The sequence below is a fragment of the Streptomyces sp. TAA204 genome (assembly GCF_000424965.1).
On the sequence record NZ_AUKW01000019.1, the window covers coordinates 63,624 to 81,596 of the forward strand.

Annotated in this window: 11 protein-coding genes; 6 read left to right on the forward strand and 5 right to left on the reverse strand. The window is 74.4% G+C overall.

Annotated elements, in window-relative coordinates; all coding sequences use genetic code 11:
- Positions 1 to 17 precede the first annotated feature (17 nt).
- The 4 genes from H343_RS0120605 to H343_RS0120620 all read left to right on the forward strand — a co-directional run bounded on the left by H343_RS0120605 (position 18) and on the right by H343_RS0120620 (position 7,087).
- The gene (locus H343_RS0120605; protein WP_051265652.1) at positions 18 to 1,487 is read left to right on the forward strand and encodes an MFS transporter; all 1,470 of its coding nucleotides are present in this window, start codon (positions 18 to 20) and stop codon (positions 1,485 to 1,487) included.
- A gap of 181 nt (positions 1,488 to 1,668) precedes the next feature.
- Complete coding sequence (locus tag H343_RS0120610) at positions 1,669 to 2,463, forward strand: SDR family oxidoreductase (RefSeq protein WP_028432695.1); 795 nt, start codon at positions 1,669 to 1,671, stop codon at positions 2,461 to 2,463.
- 245 nt (positions 2,464 to 2,708) lie between these two features.
- Positions 2,709 to 3,947 carry an exonuclease SbcCD subunit D gene (locus tag H343_RS31820; protein WP_078505952.1) on the forward strand — a complete coding sequence of 413 codons (1,239 nt, stop codon included), beginning with the start codon at positions 2,709 to 2,711 and terminating at the stop codon, positions 3,945 to 3,947.
- Complete coding sequence (locus H343_RS0120620) at positions 3,944 to 7,087, forward strand: AAA family ATPase (RefSeq protein WP_028432696.1); 3,144 nt, start codon at positions 3,944 to 3,946, stop codon at positions 7,085 to 7,087. Before H343_RS31820 ends, H343_RS0120620 begins: the two co-directional genes overlap by 4 nt.
- A 67-nt stretch (positions 7,088 to 7,154) precedes the next feature.
- Here the strand turns inward: H343_RS0120620 and H343_RS0120625 are convergent, their stop codons facing one another.
- Complete coding sequence (locus H343_RS0120625; protein ID WP_028432697.1) at positions 7,155 to 8,858, reverse strand: DUF885 domain-containing protein; 1,704 nt, start codon at positions 8,856 to 8,858, stop codon at positions 7,155 to 7,157.
- Between the two features lie 32 nt (positions 8,859 to 8,890).
- Positions 8,891 to 9,367, reverse strand: a complete 477-nt coding sequence (locus H343_RS0120630; RefSeq protein WP_028432698.1) for an Lrp/AsnC family transcriptional regulator — start codon at positions 9,365 to 9,367, stop codon at positions 8,891 to 8,893.
- A gap of 60 nt (positions 9,368 to 9,427) precedes the next feature.
- On the opposite strand from H343_RS0120630, the gene H343_RS31825 reads away from it, so the two are divergent.
- Positions 9,428 to 10,660 carry a PLP-dependent transferase gene (locus H343_RS31825; protein WP_037904493.1) on the forward strand — a complete coding sequence of 411 codons (1,233 nt, stop codon included), beginning with the start codon at positions 9,428 to 9,430 and terminating at the stop codon, positions 10,658 to 10,660.
- On the opposite strand, the gene H343_RS31830 is transcribed toward H343_RS31825, so the two are convergent.
- The 3 genes from H343_RS31830 to H343_RS0120650 all read right to left on the reverse strand — a co-directional run bounded on the left by H343_RS31830 (position 10,590) and on the right by H343_RS0120650 (position 14,233).
- Positions 10,590 to 11,789 (reverse strand): GNAT family N-acetyltransferase, encoded by a 1,200-nt coding sequence (locus H343_RS31830; protein WP_486586988.1) that lies wholly within the window; start codon positions 11,787 to 11,789, stop codon positions 10,590 to 10,592. The two genes, H343_RS31825 and H343_RS31830, sit on opposite strands and share 71 nt — an antisense overlap.
- Before the next feature lie 256 nt (positions 11,790 to 12,045).
- Entirely contained in the window at positions 12,046 to 12,624 is a 579-nt protein-coding gene (locus H343_RS31835) for a DUF1990 domain-containing protein (protein ID WP_078505953.1), read from the reverse strand.
- Between the two features lie 4 nt (positions 12,625 to 12,628).
- Positions 12,629 to 14,233: an alkaline phosphatase D family protein gene (locus tag H343_RS0120650; RefSeq protein WP_051265629.1), complete on the reverse strand. Its 1,605-nt coding sequence runs from the start codon at positions 14,231 to 14,233 to the stop codon at positions 12,629 to 12,631.
- Positions 14,234 to 14,643: 410 nt separating this feature from the next.
- On the opposite strand from H343_RS0120650, the gene H343_RS31840 reads away from it, so the two are divergent.
- Positions 14,644 to 17,841, forward strand: a complete 3,198-nt coding sequence (locus H343_RS31840; protein WP_051265631.1) for a hypothetical protein — start codon at positions 14,644 to 14,646, stop codon at positions 17,839 to 17,841.
- Positions 17,842 to 17,973 lie beyond the last annotated feature (132 nt).

A 17,973-nucleotide genomic window follows, 5' to 3' on the forward strand; every position in this document is an offset into this window, starting at 1 on the left:
AGCCGGAGGTCCGTGCGATGCCCCCCAGCCAGGCCACCCCCCACCGCTGGCTGGCGCTGGCCGTCATCGGACTCGCGCAGCTCATGGTGGTCCTCGACGCGACGATCGTGAACATCGCCCTGCCCTCGGCGCAGCGCGACCTCGGCTTCTCCAACGCCGGCCGCCAGTGGGTCATCACCGCCTACTCGCTGGCCTTCGGCAGCCTGCTGCTGCTCGGCGGGCGCCTGGCCGACCTCCTCGGCCGCCGCAGGACGTTCGTGACGGGGCTCATCGGCTTCGGCGTCGCCTCCGGGCTGGGCGGAGCGGCCGGCAGCTTCACGGCCCTGGTGAGCGCACGCGCCCTGCAGGGCATGTTCGGCGCGCTGCTCGCCCCCGCCGCGCTGTCCCTGCTGACGACCACCTTCACCGAACCGCGCGAGCGTTCACGGGCGTTCGGGGTCTTCGGCGCCCTCGCGGGCTCGGGAGGCGCCATCGGGCTGCTGCTCGGCGGTGTGCTCACCGAGTACCTGGACTGGCGCTGGACGCTCTACGTCAACGTGGTCATCGCCGTCCTCGCGGTCGTCGCCGGTTTCGCCTTCCTGCCCGCGCACAGGCCGACCGAGCGTCCCCGGCTGGACCTGCCGGGCACGGCCCTGGTCGCGGGCGGACTGTTCTGCCTCGTGCACGGCTTCTCCGCGGCCGACACGGACAGCTGGGGCGACTGGCGGTGCTGGGTGTCGCTGGCCCTGAGCGGCGTGCTGCTGACCTGCTTCGTCCTGCGGGAGCTGCGCACAGCCCATCCGCTCCTGCCGCTGCGCGTGGTGCGGGACCGCAACCGTGCCGCGTCCTTCATCAGCGTGTTCATCGCCGGGGCGGGCATGTTCGGCGTCTTCCTCTTCCTGACGTACTACCTTCAGCGCACGCTCGGCTACACGCCCGTCACCACGGGGCTGGCCTTCCTGCCGATGGTGGGCGCGCTGATGGTGACCGCGCAGCTTTCCACCAACATCCTCATCCCGCGTCTGGGCCCGAAGCCGGTGGTGCCCACGGGAATGGGGCTCGCAGCCGCGGGACTGATGTGGCTCACCGCCCTCGGCGTGGACAGCGGGTACGTGGCTCATGTGCTGCCGCCGCTGCTGATCATGGGCGTGGGACTGGGCCTGGTCATGCCGTCCGCGATCAGTCTTGCCACCCTGGGCGTGGCCCGCGGGGACCAGGGTGTCGCCTCGGCGACCGTCAACACGATGCAGCAGGTGGGCGGTTCCGTGGGGACCGCGCTGTTCAACACCGTCGCCGCGGCTGCCGCGGAGGGTTACGTGCACGGGCACCGGCGCACGCCGGACCTCGTCGCGCAGGCAGCGGTGCACAGTTACGCCACCGCCTACCGCTGGGCCGCGGGGTTCTTCGCCACCGGACTGGTCATCACCGTGCTGCTCTACCGGCGCGGACGCCCCAGCGACCTGGTGCCGGGCAGAACGGTCGGCGGCCCTCCGGACGCGGGCGGCTGAACGGCGGTCGGACCGCACGGCGTTCGTCCGCCTCACCGGCCCACCCCCTACGCTTTCCTCAGCTCACCGCACGCGGCGGCGGGCACGGACGGCCCGGCACCGGGGGCGGCGCGGCGGGTAAGGGAAGGCGCCGGGCCGCCGGGACGGCGCGAGCACGCACACGAAGGACGGCGGAGCAGGAATGGCGGAGCAAGAGGCACCCACCGGAAGCGAGTTCAGCGGACGTACCGCCGCGGTCACGGGAGGCGCCTCCGGCATCGGGCTCGCCGTCGCCCGCGAACTGGCCCGCCGCGGGGCGCGGGTGTGCGTCCTGGACCTGCGTGCCGACGCGCTCCCCGAGGGGCTGTACGGCGAGACCTGCGACGTGACCGACCGCGCCTCCGTCACCCGGGCCCTCGCCGCACTCGGGGAACGCTTCTCCCGCCTCGACGTGCTGGTCAACAACGCCGGCATCGGGGCCCAGGGCACCGTGGAGGACAACGACGACGAGGAGTGGCGCCGCGTCCTGGACGTCAACGTCACCGGCACGGCCCGCGTCAGCGCCGCCGCCCTGCCGCTGCTGCGCCGTGGCGCCGCGGCACACCCCGACGGTGCCGCGATCGTCTCCACCTGCTCGGTGGCCGCCACGGCGGGACTGCCCCGGCGTGCCCTGTACTCGGCAAGCAAGGGAGCCGTCCTCGCCCTGACCAGGGCGATGGCCGCCGACCACGTCCGCGAGGGCATCCGCGTCAACTGCGTCAACCCCGGCACCGTGGACACCCCGTGGATCGCGCGGCTGCTGGAGGCCGCACCCGACCCGGCCGCTGAACGTGCCGCACTGGAGGCGCGGCAGCCCAACGGCCGGCTCGTCTCGGCGGAGGAGGTGGCGGCGGCCGTGTGCTACCTGGCGGGTCCGATGTCCGGCGCGACGACCGGAACGGCGCTCGCCGTCGACGGCGGAATGCAGGGTCTCAGGCTGCGCCCCGCCGGGCAGTGAGCGACCGCCGCTCCGGAGCGCCCCCGTCTCCCCGGTGACACCCGGTCAGTTCCGGCCCCGGATCAACCGCTGCCGGAGCGCGGGGGATTGAGCGCCCGGCCGTGTGCGCGTACCGCGGCGCTGTGTGCATCCGCCGCCGGCACCGGCCTCCGGCGCGCGTTGTCAGTGCCGGCTGGTAGACCATGGGTGATCGATCCGAAGCCGAGTCAGGCCGGGGGAGTACACGTGCGGGTGGGAGCACAGCTGTGAGATTGCTGCACACGTCGGACTGGCATCTTGGGCGCAGCTTTCACCGCGTCAGCCTCCTCGATGCCCAGCGCGACTTTCTCGACCGCCTCCTCGCCACCGTCGAGGAGGAGAGCGTGGACGCCGTGCTCGTCGCCGGGGACGTCTACGACCGGGCGGTGCCACCGCTGGCCGCCGTGGAACTGTTCGACACGGCCCTGCACCGGCTCGCACAGCTCGGTGTGCCCACCGTCATGATCTCCGGGAACCACGACTCCGCACGGCGCCTGGGCGTCGGCTCCGGGCTGATGCGGCAGGCGGGCATCCATCTGCGCACCGACCCCCAGGGCTGCGGCACGCCGGTGCTCCTCTCCGACGAGCACGGCGACGTCGCCTGCTACGGGCTGCCCTACCTGGAGCCCACGCTCGTGCGCACGGCGCTGGGCGCCGAGGAGGGCGGCCACACCGCTGTGCTGCGGGCCGCGATGGAGCGGGTACGGGGCGATCTGGCGGCCCGCGGCCGCGGCACCCGCTCCGTCGTGCTCGCGCACGCCTTCGTGCACGGGGGTGAGAGCTCCGAGAGCGAACGGGACATCACCGTCGGCGGCGTCTCCTCCGTCCCGGCCTCGGTCTTCGACGGCGCGGACTACGCGGCGCTCGGTCATCTGCACGGCTGCCAGACCATCACCGAGCGCGTGCGCTACTCGGGTTCGCCGCTGGCCTACTCCTTCTCCGAGGCGGCACACCGCAAATCCATGTGGCTCATCGACCTCGGCGCTCGGGGGGAGCTGGCCGCGCGGCGCGTGGACTGCCCCGTGCCCAGGCCGCTGGCCCGGCTGCGCGGCACACTGGAAGAGCTGATGGAGGAACCAGTACACGCCCGGCACGAGGAGGCGTGGGTCGAGGCCACCCTCACCGACGCCGCCCGCCCGCACGGTGCGATGGCCACGCTCGCCTCACGGTTCCCCCACATCGTCAGCCTCGTCTTCGCACCCGAGCGTGAGGAGGGCGACGACCACGCCTCGTACGCGAGCCGGCTGCGCGGCCGGACGGACCAGCAGATCGCCGAGGACTTCGTGGGCCACGTCCGCACCGGCCGGGCCCCCGACGGAAGGGAGCGTCACATCCTGGGCGAGGCCCTGGAGGCGGCCCGCCTCCAGGAGGCCCGGGAGGAGACCGGCGGGCAGCAGGAGCACTCCCGGACCACGCCGGAGCGCGGGGACTCCGGCCGGGCCACGGCCGCGGAGGCCGCCGGATGAGGCTGCACCGGCTGACTCTGACCGCCTTCGGGCCGTTCGCCTCCACGGCGCACGTCGACTTCGACGAACTCTCCGCCGCCGGCCTCTTCCTGCTGCACGGGCCGACCGGCGCGGGCAAGACCTCCGTGCTGGACGCCGTCTGCTTCGCCCTCTACGGCGGTGTCCCCGGAGCCCGTCAGCAGCCGGGGGGCACGCTGCGCAGCGACCACGCGGCGCCCGGCACGCTCACCGAGGTCGGACTGGACCTCACCGTCGGCGGCCGCCGGCTGGAGATCACCCGGCGGCCGGAGCAGAGCCGCCCCAAGCTGCGCGGCAGCGGCACCACACGGGAGAGAGCCCAGTCCTGGCTGAAGGAGTTCGACGCCCGGACGGGTGAGTGGCGGGCGCTGAGCCGGTCGCACCAGGAGATCGGCGAGGAGATCGCCCAGCTCACCGGCATGAACCGCGACCAGTTCTGCCAGGTGGCGCTGCTGCCCCAGGGGGACTTCGCGCGCTTCCTGCGCGCCGGCGCCGAGGACCGGGCCAAGCTGCTCGGCAGGCTCTTCGACACCGGCCGCTTCGCCGGCGCCGAGGAGCAGTTGGCCCGCATGCGCAGAAGCGCCCAGGACGAGGTGCGTTCCGGTGACGAAGCGCTGCTGCGCCTCCTGCACCGGATGAGGCAGGCTCTCGGCACGGGCGGCGACGGACTGGAGGACCTGCCGCTTCCCGGCGCCGCGGGGCACGGCGGTGACGCCCTCCCGCCGGACGCCCGCGGGGCGCTCCCGGACCAGCGCGCGGGCACCGCACGCCGAAAGCCGCGCCCGCAGGGGGGCGGCAGCGGCGACGAGGAGGGCCCGGCCCCCGGCGATCCAGGGCTGGCCGCCGCCGTGCTGGAGTGGGCGGCTCTGGCCCGTACGAGCGCCCGCGAACGCCTGGACATCGCCCAGCTCGCCGTCCGCGCGGCAGAGGAACGGCACACCACCTGCACGGCGCGGCTCGACCGGGTACGCGAAACCGCCGGGCGGCAGCGCCGGTTCGCCGACGCCGAGGAGCGCGCGAGCGAACTGGCGGCCCTCTCCGGTGAGCGAGAGCGGGCCCGGGAACGGCTGGAACGTGCGCAGGCCGCCGCGGGAGTCGCCCCTGCCGTCGCCCTGCACGAGTCGGCCGCCGCCGCGCAGGAGGAGGCGGCAGCAGCCGAGGGCAGCAGCCGGGGCCGGCTCCCGGAGCAGCTTCGCGGGACGTCCGCGGACCGCCTCGCGCGGCTGGCGGGCGAGGCACGCGAGGAGCTGGGCTCACTGGAGGCCGCCCGCCGTGCGGAGCAGCGCCGCGTCGCCATCGGCACCGAACTGGACACGCTGGAGCGCGAGTCGCGCAGGGACGAGGAGGTCCTGCGCGACGCCGGCGAGTGGCTGGCCGGGTGGGAGAGGGCCCGCCCCGCGCACCAGAGCCGTCTGGACGCCGCGCAGGAGGCCGCGACCCGTGCCGAACAACTGGCGGGACGGCTGGAACCGGCCCGGCAGCGCCTGGCTGCCGCGCGCCGCCGCGACGAACTCGCCCGCCGGGCCGAGGAGGCCGAAGCCGCGCTCCTGCACGCCCGCGAAGCGGCAGGTGCCGCGCAGGAGGAGTGGCTCGCCCTCAAGGACCGGCGGCTGCGCGGCATCGCCGCCGAACTCGCCGCCGACCTGCGCGAAGGCGAGCCCTGCGGGGTCTGCGGAGCCACCGAGCACCCCGACCCGGCCCGTACGTCCGCGGGTCAGGTCGACCAGTCCGCCGAGGACGCGGCTCTCGCCGCGTACCGCGCGGCCGACGCGGACCGTGAGGAGGCCGGCAGTGCCGCACGCGGGGTGCGGGAGGAACTGGCCGCGGCCCGCGCCGAGTCCCGGGACGAGGAGACGGACGCGCTTGCCGCAGCCGTCGCCGAGTGCGAAGAGGCTCACGCCGCGGCCCACGCGGAGGCGTCGGACGCGCACGCCGCCCGCGAGGCCCTCGGCCGGGCCGAGCGGGAGCACGCCGAGCGTGTCGCGCAACAGCAGGCCGCCGAGCGCCGGGCAGCGGCCCGCACCTCCCACCGCGAGGCACTCCAGCGTGAACAGACCTCCCTCGACGAGGAGCTGAGGCAGGCACGCGGGGAGTGCTCCAGCGTGACGGAGCGTGCCACGAGGCTTCAGCGCCGTGCCGCTGCGCTGTCCGAGGCAGCCGAGAGTGCCCGCCGTGCCCACGCCGCCGGCCAGCGGGCCGAGGAGGCCGGGACCCAGCTCGCCGCTGCCGCCGCCCGCGCCGGCTTCGGCAGCGCCGAGGCCGCGGCAGCGGCCGTACTCGACGACGGCGAGCAACGCGCCCTGCGGGAACGGTTGGAGGAGTGGCGCGCACAGAGCGCGGCGGTCTCCGCCGCGCTGGAGGACCCGGAGCTGAAGGCCGCGGCGGCCCTCCCGCCCGCCGACCCGGAAGCCGCCCGGCGCGCGACCGAGGAGGCCACCCGGGTGCTGCGGGAGACCTCCGCGGCCCAGGAGACCGCTCGCACGCGCTGCGAGGAGCTGGACCGGCTCACCGCGCGGGCCGTCGCCGACGCTCGCGGCCTCGCACCGCTGCGCGAGGGCTACGAACGGCTGGCGCGGCTGGCGGGGCTGGCCGCTGGCACCTCCGCGGAGAACGAACGGCGGATGCGCCTGGAGTCCTACGTGCTCGCGGCCCGGCTGGAGCAGGTCGCGGCGGCGGCCGGCGCCCGGCTCGCCAGGATGTCCGCGGGCCGCTACACGCTCGTCCACTCCGACGAACGCGCCGGCGGACGCGGACGTTCGGGCCTGGGCCTGCATGTCGTGGACGCCTGGACGGGAGCCGAGCGCGACACCGCGACCCTCTCCGGAGGCGAGACCTTCTCCGCCTCCCTGGCCCTGGCACTGGGCCTGGCCGACGTCGTCACGGACGAGGCGGGCGGCACACGGCTGGAGACGCTCTTCATCGACGAGGGCTTCGGAAGTCTGGACGAACAGACGCTGGACGAGATCCTCGATGTCCTGGACTCCCTGCGGGAGCGGGACCGCTGCGTGGGCATCGTGAGCCACGTCGCGGACCTGCGGCAGCGCATCCCCGCCCAGTTGGAGGTCCTCAAGTCGCGGCACGGCTCGACGCTGCGTCACCGCTCGGCCCCGGCCGCGGGGTGACGCACGGCGCGGGCCGAGGGGCCGGCATCATCGGATGCCGGCCCCTCGGCCCGCGGCCTGCCTCCCGTCAGAGCGCCGAGAGCTCCGCCACGAGGTCGTCCAGTCCCAGCGACCCCAGCGACAGCGCCGCCATGTGCCACTGCTTGGGGTCGAACGCGTCACCGCGAGCCGTGCGCGCCGCCTCCCGCCCGGTCAGCCAGGCTCGTTCGCCCAGCTTGTATCCGATGGCCTGCCCGGGCATGCCCAGGTAGCGCACGAGTTCGCTCTCCACGAACTCCGCCGGACGTCCGCTGTGCATGCCGAAGAACTCCTGCGCCAGCTGCGGCGTCCACCGCTCTCCGGGGTGGAAGGGCGAGTCGTCGGGGATCTGCAGCTCCAGATGCATGCCGATGTCCACGATGACCCGCGCCGCGCGCATCATCTGCGCGTCCAGATACCCCAGCCGCTGCTCGGCGTTGACCAGGAAGCCCAGCTCGTCCATGAGCCGCTCGGCATACAGCGCCCAGCCCTCTGCGTTGGCGCTGACCATGCCGACCGTCGTCTGGTAGCGGGAGAGTTCGCTCGCACAGTGCACCCACTGCGCGAGCTGCAGGTGGTGTCCCGGCACGCCCTCGTGGTACCAGGTCGAGACGAGGTCGTAGACCGGGAAGCGGGTCTCGCCCATCGTCGGCAGCCAGGTGCGGCCGGGACGGGAGAAGTCCAGCGAGGGCTGCGTGTAGTACGGCGCAGCCGCACTGCCCGCGGGAGCGATGCGCGACTCGACCCGCTTGACCGGCTCGGCCAGTTCGAAGTGCGTGCCGTCCAGCTTCTCGATGGCCTCGTCCATCAGCCCCTGGAGCCAGTCGCGCACCTCCTCGACGCCCTCGATCGCCTCACCCTCCGTGTCGAGACGGCGCAGCGCCTCCCAGGGCGTCGAGGCGCCGGGGAGGACCTTCTCCGCCTCGGTGCGCATCTCGGCAAGCAGGCGGTGGAATTCGGACCAGCCGTAGGCGTACGCCTCGTCGAGGTCGAGGTCGGTGCCGTTCCAGAAGCGCGACCACAGCGCGTACCGGTCACGGCCGACGATCTCCGCTGCGCCCTCCACGGCCGGCGCGTACACCTCGCGCAGCCAGTCGCGCAGCGACGCCACGGCAGCGGTGGCGCTCGCCGCGTCCCCGTCGAGCACCTCGCGCAGTGCCTGCGGGCCTTCGGCGGCGAACGCCGCGAACCAGCCCTTCCCGTCGCCGTCCTCGCCCTCGCCGATCCACTCGGTCAGCTGCCCGAGGACGGTACCGACCTGGCGCGGCCCGGCGTGCAGGCCCTTGGCCAGACCGGCCTCCAGCGACGCACGGTAGCCTTCCAGCGCGTCGGGCACGGCGCGCAGGCGCTGCGCCACCGCCGTCCAGTCCTCCAGCGTCTCGGAGGGCATGACGGTGAAGACACCGCGGACCGAGTGCACGGGGGAGTGCAGGTTGCTGACCGCGCGCAGACCCTCCTCCGCCTCGTGCACGGCCAGTTCCGCGGTGAGCCGCTCGCGCAGCAGCCGTGCGCAGCGCCTCTCCGCGTCGCTGTCGGCGCCGGGACGCTGCTCGGCCTCCGCGAGCTGCCGCAGTGTCGTACGGCTCAGTTCGGCGAGGGCTTCCTGCCCCGAGGGGGAGAAGTCGGGCAGGCGGCTGTGGCTCTCGGGCACGCCGAGGTACGTGCCGGTGATGGGGTCGAGTTGGACGAGGTCGTCGACGTAGGCGTCGGCGACCTGTCGCGGCAGGGGGGTTGGGTTCATCGCATCGGACATGCGTACATCCTGGTATGCGCGGGGGCCCGGCGTCATCCACAGGGCGGCATCAGCGGTCCGCACTCCCAGCGCTGGAAGATCAGCCGCGTCTCGACCCGCGCGACCTCCCTGCGTGAGGTGAACTCGTCCAGCACCAGCCGCTGGAGGTCGGCGGTGCCTGTGACGGCGACGTGCACCAAGTAGTCCTCAGGGCCGGCCAGATGGAAGACGGCGCGTGACTCGGGCAGCGCGCGGACGCGTTCCACGAACGGACCGACCAGCTCCCGCCGGTGCGGCCGTACCTGCACCGACAGCAGCGCCTCCAGCGGACGGCCCAGCCTGGCCGCGTCCAGCCGCAGTTCCTGTCCGAGGATCACGCCGCTGCGGCGCAGACGCGCGACCCGGTCCAGACACGTGGAGGGTGCGACACCGACGGCGGCCGAAAGATCGCGGTACGTCATCCGGGCGTCGTTCTGGAGCAGTCGCAGGATCTCCAGATCCACCGGATCAAGCGCGACGGATTCGCTCATGCGGCGAACGTAGCACGGCAGGTTGCCCCGTCAGCCCGGTGGTTGTTCAGACTTCGGGGCATGGAGAACACGCAGACAGCGCAGCAGGGGCCCTCCCCGGCGCGGGGTGCTGCCCGGTCCCTGGCGACCGAGGCCGTGCACGCCGGACGGGACGATCTGACCGCCCTCGGACTGCACGCCGCGCCGCTGGACCTGTCCACGACCTATCCCGCACGCGACACCCGTGCCGAGGCCGCCCGGATCGACGAATTCGCCGCCACGGGCGCCCGCGTGGAGGGCCCGCCCGTCTACGCGCGTCTGGACAACCCGACCGTCGCACGCTTCGAGGACGCCCTCGCCCGTCTCGAAGGCACCCAGGCGGCGGTGGCCTTCGCCAGCGGAATGGCCGCGCTGACAGCGACGGTGCTCGTACGCGCCTCGGCCGGCCTGCGTCACATCGTCGCCGTACGCCCCCTCTACGGGTGCAGCGACCACCTGTTCCAGAGCGGGCTGCTGGGCACCGAGGTCACCTGGACCGATCCCGCCGGAGTCGCCGAGGCGATCCGCCCGGAGACCGGACTCGTCATGGTCGAGAGCCCCGCCAACCCCACCCTGGCCGAAGTCGACCTGGCCGCTCTCGCCCGGGCGTGCGGATCGGTGCCGCTTCTCGTGGACAACACCTTCGCCACACCGGTGCTCCAGCGGCCCGCCGGGCTGGGCGCACGCCTCGTGCTGCACAGCGCCACCAAGTACCTGGGCGGGCACGGTGACGTCCTGGGCGGAGTCGTCGCCTGCGACGAGGAGTTCGCGCGCAGCCTGCGGCAGGTGCGCTTCGCGACCGGCGGAGTGCTGCATCCCCTCGCGGGCTATCTGCTGCTGCGCGGGCTGTCGACGCTGCCCGTACGGGTGCGGGCGCAGTCGGCGACCGCGGCGGAACTCGCCCGCCGCCTGGCGGCCGACGAGCGCGTCAGCCGGGTCCACTACCCGCGGCTGGGCGGCGCCATGGTCGCCTTCGAGGTGGAGGGCGACCCGCACGCGGTGACCGGCGGGGTGCGGCTGATCACCCCGGCGGTCAGTCTCGGCAGCGTCGACACCCTCATCCAGCATCCGGCGTCGATCAGCCACCGGATCGTCCCCGAGGACGACCGGCGCAGCGGCGGCATCAGCGCAAAGCTGCTGCGCATGTCGGTCGGCCTGGAGGACGCCGGGGACCTGTGGGAGGACCTGGACGCGGCACTCGCGCTCAGCGTCGGTCGGCGGGAGCGGGGAACCCGCTCGGAGCCGGAGCGCCCGCTGACGTCAGCTGCGCGGTGATGACCAGCGTGCCCTCCTCGACCTGGTAGTCCAGCGGCATCGAGAGAGAGCGCATCGCCGCGACCATGGTGGAGTTCGAGGCCTGCGTGACGGCGTAGATGCTGCGGGCGCCCGCGTCGTGGGCCGAGCGGGCCAGACGGCGCAGGAGTTCGCCGCCGATGCCGCGGTGCTGCCACGCGTCCTCGACGAGGAGCGCCACCTCCGTCTCGTCGCCGTCCCAGAGCAGGTGGCCCAGCGCCACCAGCTTCTGCGAGGCCGTCTCCACGGCGAGGCTCCGCCCGAAGCGGGGGGAGAGAAGGTGGCCGAGGTAGCGGTCGGCGTCGGCGACGGGTCCGTGGTAGCGCTGCGCCAGCGTCCGGGGGGAGCAGCGCTCGTGCATCCGCAGCGCGGCCTGAGTGTCCCTGGTGTCGGCCCGCCGGACGGTGATCGAGGGCCCCTCGGGCAGCGCGAGAGTGGCGGGGGAGCGAGGCACCCGCGACCCCGCGCCCAGGTGCCTGTCCAGATCCACCAGCGCACGGGCGCGGGCGAACTCGGACGGGGTGAAGGGCAGATGGGGACGCTCGACGACCAGGACGCCCCCTGCCGGGTCCGGCAGCCGCAGCACGGTCTCCTCCCACATCCCCTCGGGAGGGACGTCCTGGAACTCCGGTGCCGCCGCACGGCCGGAGGGGGAGACGGGCGGAACCGAGCGGATGGTGCAACGGCCCAGCAGCTGGCGCAGTGCGAGCGGCAGCTCGGCGGTGTCGAGTGCGGTGCGGGTCGCCAGCCGCAGGACGCGGGTGGGGATGTCGACCAGGGCGTGCTCGTCGGCGCGCTCGATCCAGGTGTCGTGCCCGCCGGCGCCGCCGACCAGCTCCGCCAGGTCGGCGGCCTCCAGTTCGTGCGGTGCGCGCAGCACGAACTCGTCCACGGTCGCCTCGGCGGAAGCGGGTTCATCGGGCAGTGGACCGGCCCCGCCGGGAGCAGCGGCCGGGGACACCCGCCCGTCCTGCGTGCCCGCAGCCGTACCCTCCCCGGGCCTCAGGCCGAGGGGAAGGGTCTGCAGCGAGACGATGTCGATCCGCTCCCGCGCCAGCGCCGTGCACAGCTCGGCGAGAGCCCCCGGTTCCTCCCGCACCGTGGTGCGCATCAGCCACAGCGACGTCGCCCCGGCCACCGGCGGCACGTCGGCCCCCGCGTCCGTTTGCTCCGTGGGCGGGCCGGGTGCCAGACGCCGCTGGATTCGGCTCCAGCCGCCGTGCACACCGCCCTTGATCAGGCGCAGAAAGCCCGAGTGTGAAGCCCGCTCGTTCTGTGACATGTCAGTCATGCGATCACTCTCACCCACTGCCATTGCCTGATCAAAAACGCTCTGTGACCGGCGGGTTAAGGATGCTTCTGGCTGCTTAGCGCCCTGTTTGTCCTCGTCCTGCGTGCCCATGTCTCCTTCCTCCTCCATCACTTCGCGCATCGAGTACGAGCCGCCGCAGGGCCCGCCCGCACCGGCGCGCGTACCAGTGCTGGAAGACGGGCAGCAGCGGCCCGGCCGCCGCCGCGGGCCGGCCGGCGGGTCTGCTGAAGGCGAGGACGTCCAGCCACACCGTGTCCTGTTCGTCCCGGATGACCACGAACGCCTCCTCGCCGCGCACAGGGTGCCCCGGCAGCGTCCCGTACGCCCACCCCGAGCGCCGCTTCCCGGCCACGGCCCACACCACCCGGCACGGGGCGCGCAGCCGCAGGGCACCGATGCCCAGCCCGACCACGACATCCGCTCCGGGAGTGGCCCGCTGCGCGTCCGTCTCGATGCGCACGCCCGCGGCGCGGTGCAGGCGCCAGTCGGCGACGGCACCGGCAGCCGCCGCGAAGTCTTCCGCGCCGCGGCCCAGCAGGGTGCGCACGCTCAGCCTGCGGAAGCCCGCGGGCCAGTGGGCGGCGTCCTGCTGCGTCGCTCCCACGCCCGGATAGTTCAGCGGTGCCGACGGCATGGCCTCACTGGCCCACCCGGCCCGGCTGCAGCACCTCGGTGTGGAGCACCTCGCCGCCCTCCTCGCGCAACCGCACGGTCATCTCGCCGCTTTCGCCGTCGATGTCGACCTGGCCGAAGAACTGACCGCCCCGGCTCGGCGGGACATTGGCCTCGGCCGGCGCCTTGATGAACGACTGCCGGGGCCCGAAAGTGCCGTCCAGTTCCAGCGCGGGGAAACCGCCGGCGTTCAGCGGGCCGGAGACGAACTCCCAGAACGGCTCGAAGTCCTTGAACGCCGCCCGTGAGGGCTCGTAGTGCTGCGCGCACGTGTAGTGCACGTCCGTGGTGAACCACACCGTCCCGGTGACGCGCCGGTGCTTGATGTGCCGCAGCACTTCGGCCACCTGGAGCTCCCGGCCCAGCGGCGCCCCGGGATCGCCCTGGGCGACGCCCTCGACGGCGCTGTCCCCGTCCGGGACGAGAAGACCCAGCGGCATGTCGGAGGCGATGACCTTCCACACCGCCCGCGAGCGCGACAACTCCCGCTTGAGCCACGCCAGCTGGCGCGCCCCGAGGATGCCCTGCCGGTCGTCCTCCTGCATGCCGGAGGAGTTGGCGTTGCGGTGGGTGCGCATGTCGAGCACGAAGACGTCCAGCAGCGGGCCGTGGTGGACGACCCGGTAGACGCGTCCGTCCTCGTCCTTCGGCGGGAGCGTCGTCAGCGGGTGGTACTCGCCGAAGGCCCGCAGCGAGCGGGCAGCGAGAGTGTCGACGTCCTTCACCGTGTAGCGCTCGTCGTCCAGGATCTCGCCCGGGTACCAGTTGTTGAGGACCTCGTGGTCGTCCCACTGCGCGATGGTGGGCACCTCCGCCTGGAAGCGGCGCAGGTTCTCGTCGAGCCGGTTGTAGCGGAAATTGCCGCGGAACTCCTCCAGCGTCTCGGCGACCTTGGACTTCTCCTCGGTGGTGATGTTGCGCCACACGCCGCCGTCCGGCAGTTCGACCTTCTCCTCGATGGGCCCGTCCGCGTAGATGGTGTCGCCGCTGTTGAGGAAGAAGTCCGCGTCCAGGCGCCGCATGTCCTCGAAGATGGGGAAGCCGCCCCGGTCGGGGTTGATGCCCCAGCCCTGCCCCGCCAGGTCGCCCGACCACAGGAAGCGCACCCCCTGGCGCCGGCTGTCCGGGGCGGTGCGGAAGGTGCCGTGCACGGCCTCGCTGCTGCGCCGCGGGTCGTCGGGGTCCGTCAGTGTGACGCGGTAGTGCACCTGCCGGCCGGCGGGAAGCCCGCGCACCGGCGTCATCCCGGTGAAGTCGGTGTCCGGGCCGACCACCGGGCCCTGCCAGCGGCGCGCGTCGCGGAACGACTCGGTCGCCGAGGTCTCCACCAGCATCCGGGCCCGGCGGTCCGCGCGCACCCACACCAGCCCCGACGACGTCGTCACGTCACCCGCCTGCACGCCCCACTTCGCTCGCGGGCGTCCGCGCAGGGCCTGGGCGGGGGCAGCGCAGGACAGAGCGGGCAGGGAGAGCGCGGCGGAGGCCGCCAGGGAGCGGCGCAGCACCGTGCGGCGTCCCGGCCGGCGGCCGGCGGGAGGGGTGATCGGGTCGGTCGGGTCCTCGTGCGCCATGGATGAGCCTCCTGGGTCGCGGACGGATGGAGCAGGACGTTGCGGACCGGACGGGACGATACGTGTCACCGCCGGGTGAACGGTGCACGCGGCGTCCCGGTGGGCGCGGTGACGGGACACCGGCTCACTGAACACCGACGCCCCGGAGGTGGAAAGGGTTCCGGACAAACCGCGTGGTGTGCCGTCGTCAGGCCGCTCTAGGATCACGAGTGATGACTGTCCGACAGATGCCGCGCACGCCGCCGTCCGCGCTCCCGTCGGGAGGCGGGCGCCCGCGCCCTTCTCCGGCACCGCGCATGCCGTCCCGCCGCCGTGCCCGCCTGCCGCACCGCGCGACCTGCGCCCCGTGACGTCCCCGGGCCTTCCACCCCGACGACCGCGGCAGCAACGACCCAGCCCCAGGAGGGCAGATGACGTCCCCGACCGCCGAGGAGATCCGGGCCGCGCTGGCGCAGAACGAGGAGGAACCGGACGGGGACGCCCGCGCCGCACGGGCCGAACAGCACCTGGACCGGGCCGGGGCGGCCGGTGACCGCGCCCTGCTCGTCGAGGCGCTCCTCGGCCTCGCCGCCGCCTACGACGCCGGCTCCCGGCGGCGAGCGCTCTTCGGGCCCTTCGCGCGGCTGCTGCGGATGTGGGACGAGGACCCCGGTGACTTCGGGGCGGCCGCCGCCCGCCGGCTCCACCTGCTGTTCACCCGGATCGCCGGGTGCGTGACGGCGGTGCCGGACATACCGCTGGAGTCCGTGCGGCAGTGGCAGGCGCAGATGGAGCTGCGCTACCGGCTGGCAGGGCACTCCGAACGGGCGGTGCGGCAGAGCGAGTTCGTCATCGCCCGGGGCATCGGCGACATCCCGGGGGCCGAACGCGCCTACGCCGCCTGGCTGGCGGCCCCCCGGGACGGAATGAGCGGCTGCCACGTCTGCGAACTGCGCCGGCAGGGCCTGTGGCAGGTCCAGCGCGGGAACGACGAGGAGGCGCTGCGGCTGTGGCGGCCCGTGCTGGAGGGTGCCTACACCTGCGCGTGCGGGCCCGGCGGTGTGGCGGCGTCCGCGCTGCTCCCGCTCCTCCGGCTCGGACGGGACCGGGAGGCCCGGGAGCACCATCTGCGCGGATACCGTCTGCTGCGCGGGACGCGGAGCACGACCACGCGGCACGCGCTGGCGGACCACGTCGACTTCTGTGCGCTGACGGGCAACGAGCAGCGCGGTCTGGAGATCCTGGAGCGGCACAGCGGCCAGTGGGACCCCCGCGGAGATGCACACAGCTGCCTCCTGTGGACGGGCAGCGCCGCCCGGCTCCTGCGGCGGCTGACCGAACTGGGCCACGGGCAGCGGCGGGTGGCAGGCCCGTCCGGCCGGGAGTGGACGGCGGTGACCCTGCTGGAACACGCCGCGGACGAGACCCTGGCCCTGGCCGCCCGCTTCGACGAGCGCAACGGCACGAGCGCCGTCAGCGACGAGGCCCGCGCGCGCATGGGAGGCCGGCCCCTGCTGGAACGGCTGCCGCTGGGAGTGCGCGGCGCGCCGCCGGCGGCTCAGGCGGCGGAGGGCTCGTCCCGTGCGGAGGGGACCGCCGCGCACAGCGCGGGTGCGGACGGCCCCGGCGGGGAACCGCGCGAACTCCTCGCCGAGGCCCGCCGGCTCAGCGAGGACGGCCATCCCCGGGCCATGGACGTCTGGCAGCGGCTGGAGGAGGCCGTCCGGCGCACCGGCACCGCGCTGACGGACGTCGAGAGGGCCGAGATCCTCGACCACCGTGCCATGCGGCTGGCCCGCACCGACCCCGCAGCCGGTGCCGTCCGCTTCACCGAGGCGGCGGGCATCTTCACCGACGCCGGGGATCTGGGCCAGGCGCTCGCCTGCCGGGCACGCGCCGCCCTGGCCACAGCGTTCGCCGGGGAGTCCGGGGAAGCCCTCGCCCAGCTCGAACTTCTGTGCAGGGAGGCGGTCTCGCTGCACCGCGCCGGCCGCGCGGGGACCAAAGAGGCCACGGCGGTGCTGCTCTCCCGCACCCGTGTGCGCTTCCTGCTGCTCGACGAGGCCGCGGACGCTCACCGTGCGGCTGCCGAACTGGACGCCGAACTGGAGAACCTGATCGCACTCGCCGGCCCCGACCGGTCCCGCCCGGTGGTCCTCGCCCGGATCGCCGACGCCACCGAGTCACGCGGACGGCTGGCCCAGCTGCTCGGTGACGCGTCGGCAGCCGGCGAGATGTACGCCGAGGCGGCGCGGCTCTGCCACGAGGCGGGCAGACCCTGGCAGGCCACCGGCCCCGAACTCCTGCTGGCTCAGCTGATGCCGGCAGCCGGCCGGGCCGGGGAGGCGGCGGAACTGCTGCAGCGGGCGCTGGAGGACACTCAGCGGGCCGCGTTGCGTCCGCCCGAGGAGGCCGCGGAGCTGCACATCGCCCTCGCTGACGCCTTCGCCGCGCAGGACCTGGCCGAGGAGGAGACCGGCCACCTCCTCGAAGCGGCACACCGGGCCGACGCCGCGGGCGACAGCGCCGGGCTCGGCGCGTACGCGCGCCTGCGGCTGGGCGGCGCCGCACTGGCACTGGGCCGCCCCGGCGAGGCCGCCGCGGTGCTGGAGTCGGCCCTGCCGGACCTGGCCGCCGGGCACGCGGAAGGCGACGTGGTCCAGGCCCGGTGGTGGCTCGGGCAGGCGCTGTGCGAACTGGGCGAGTACGCCGCAGCCGCGGAGGAGTTCCTGCGGGCCGCGCGGACCGCTTCGGCCTGGGAGGACCAGCGGGACCACGCCGTCCTGGCCCATCTGGCGGCCGACGCGCTCAAGGAGGCGTCGCTGGAGGAGCGGGCGGCGCAGGAGTACGAGCGTGCCGGGCAGCTGTGGCGCTCGCTCGGCGAGATCCCCGCGCTGGTGCGGGCACTTCGCTCGCGTGCGTGGATCGCGCTCGCCCCCGCGGACGGCGGGGCCGGGTCCGCACCGGGGGCGCCGGCCGGCGCGGCCGCTGCCGAGACCCCCGCAGCCGAGACGCCCACCGCGGAGGCCGCCACCGAGGCGGTCGAGCTGATGGCGGAGGCGCTGAAGGAGCTGGAGAGCACGCTGCAGACCGCCCACGACAGCGACCGGAGGCTGCTGACACAGCTCGAACTCGGCCTGACCTACCGGCAGACGGCAGAGCTGCTGCTCCGGGCCACCGACGGTCCGCCGGACGGGAGCGGGAAGCGGCCCGAGCAGGATGCCGTCAACCGTGCCGCGTACCAGGAGGCCGTCGTCTGCGCCGAGCGCGCCGTCACCGTCTTCCGGGGCTGCGGCGAGGCCGGGCTTCAGGAGCGTACCGCCGCCGAACTCATGGCCGCCGAACTGGAGTTGCAGCTCGGCCGCCGGGAGGCGGCGGTGCGCAGGGCGCACAGTGTGCTGGAGGCATACCCGCACGTGCGCGCGGACGCGGCCGCGAGCACGGGCCCGGACACCGAGCGCCCGGACACCGGGAACCTGAAGACCGGGAGCACGGCCACTGGGAGCACGGCCACCGGGAGTACGGCCACCGACGCCGCGGGCGGGGGGAGCGGCACGGAAGGCTCCGAGGATGTCGCGGCGGACCGCGTCGCCGCAGCGGCGTCGCTGCTCACCCGCGCACGCGGGTGAGCAGCGACCCGCCGTACCGGGAGGGCATGCGGCGTCACAACCCCGCCCGCCGCGCCCCGTGTTGCGCCGCCGGAGCCCGCCCGTGGCACGCCGCAGGCGGCAACACGGGGCGCGGCGCGGCACATTGCCCCC

Excerpts from the sequence above, each read along its gene's own strand:
- H343_RS31830 (WP_486586988.1), bottom strand. The coding sequence starts at position 11,789 with ATGCGCACCACGGTGCGGGAGGAACCGGGGGCTCTCGCCGAGCTGTGC.
- H343_RS0120625 (WP_028432697.1), bottom strand. The coding sequence starts at position 8,858 with ATGTCCGATGCGATGAACCCAACCCCCCTGCCGCGACAGGTCGCCGAC.
- H343_RS0120620 (WP_028432696.1), top strand. The coding sequence starts at position 3,944 with ATGAGGCTGCACCGGCTGACTCTGACCGCCTTCGGGCCGTTCGCCTCC.
- H343_RS0120650 (WP_051265629.1), bottom strand. The coding sequence starts at position 14,233 with ATGGCGCACGAGGACCCGACCGACCCGATCACCCCTCCCGCCGGCCGC.
- H343_RS31840 (WP_051265631.1), top strand. The coding sequence starts at position 14,644 with ATGACGTCCCCGACCGCCGAGGAGATCCGGGCCGCGCTGGCGCAGAAC.
- H343_RS0120605 (WP_051265652.1), top strand. The coding sequence starts at position 18 with ATGCCCCCCAGCCAGGCCACCCCCCACCGCTGGCTGGCGCTGGCCGTC.
- H343_RS0120610 (WP_028432695.1), top strand. The coding sequence starts at position 1,669 with ATGGCGGAGCAAGAGGCACCCACCGGAAGCGAGTTCAGCGGACGTACC.
- H343_RS0120630 (WP_028432698.1), bottom strand. The coding sequence starts at position 9,367 with ATGAGCGAATCCGTCGCGCTTGATCCGGTGGATCTGGAGATCCTGCGA.
- H343_RS31825 (WP_037904493.1), top strand. The coding sequence starts at position 9,428 with ATGGAGAACACGCAGACAGCGCAGCAGGGGCCCTCCCCGGCGCGGGGT.
- H343_RS31835 (WP_078505953.1), bottom strand. The coding sequence starts at position 12,624 with ATGCCGTCGGCACCGCTGAACTATCCGGGCGTGGGAGCGACGCAGCAG.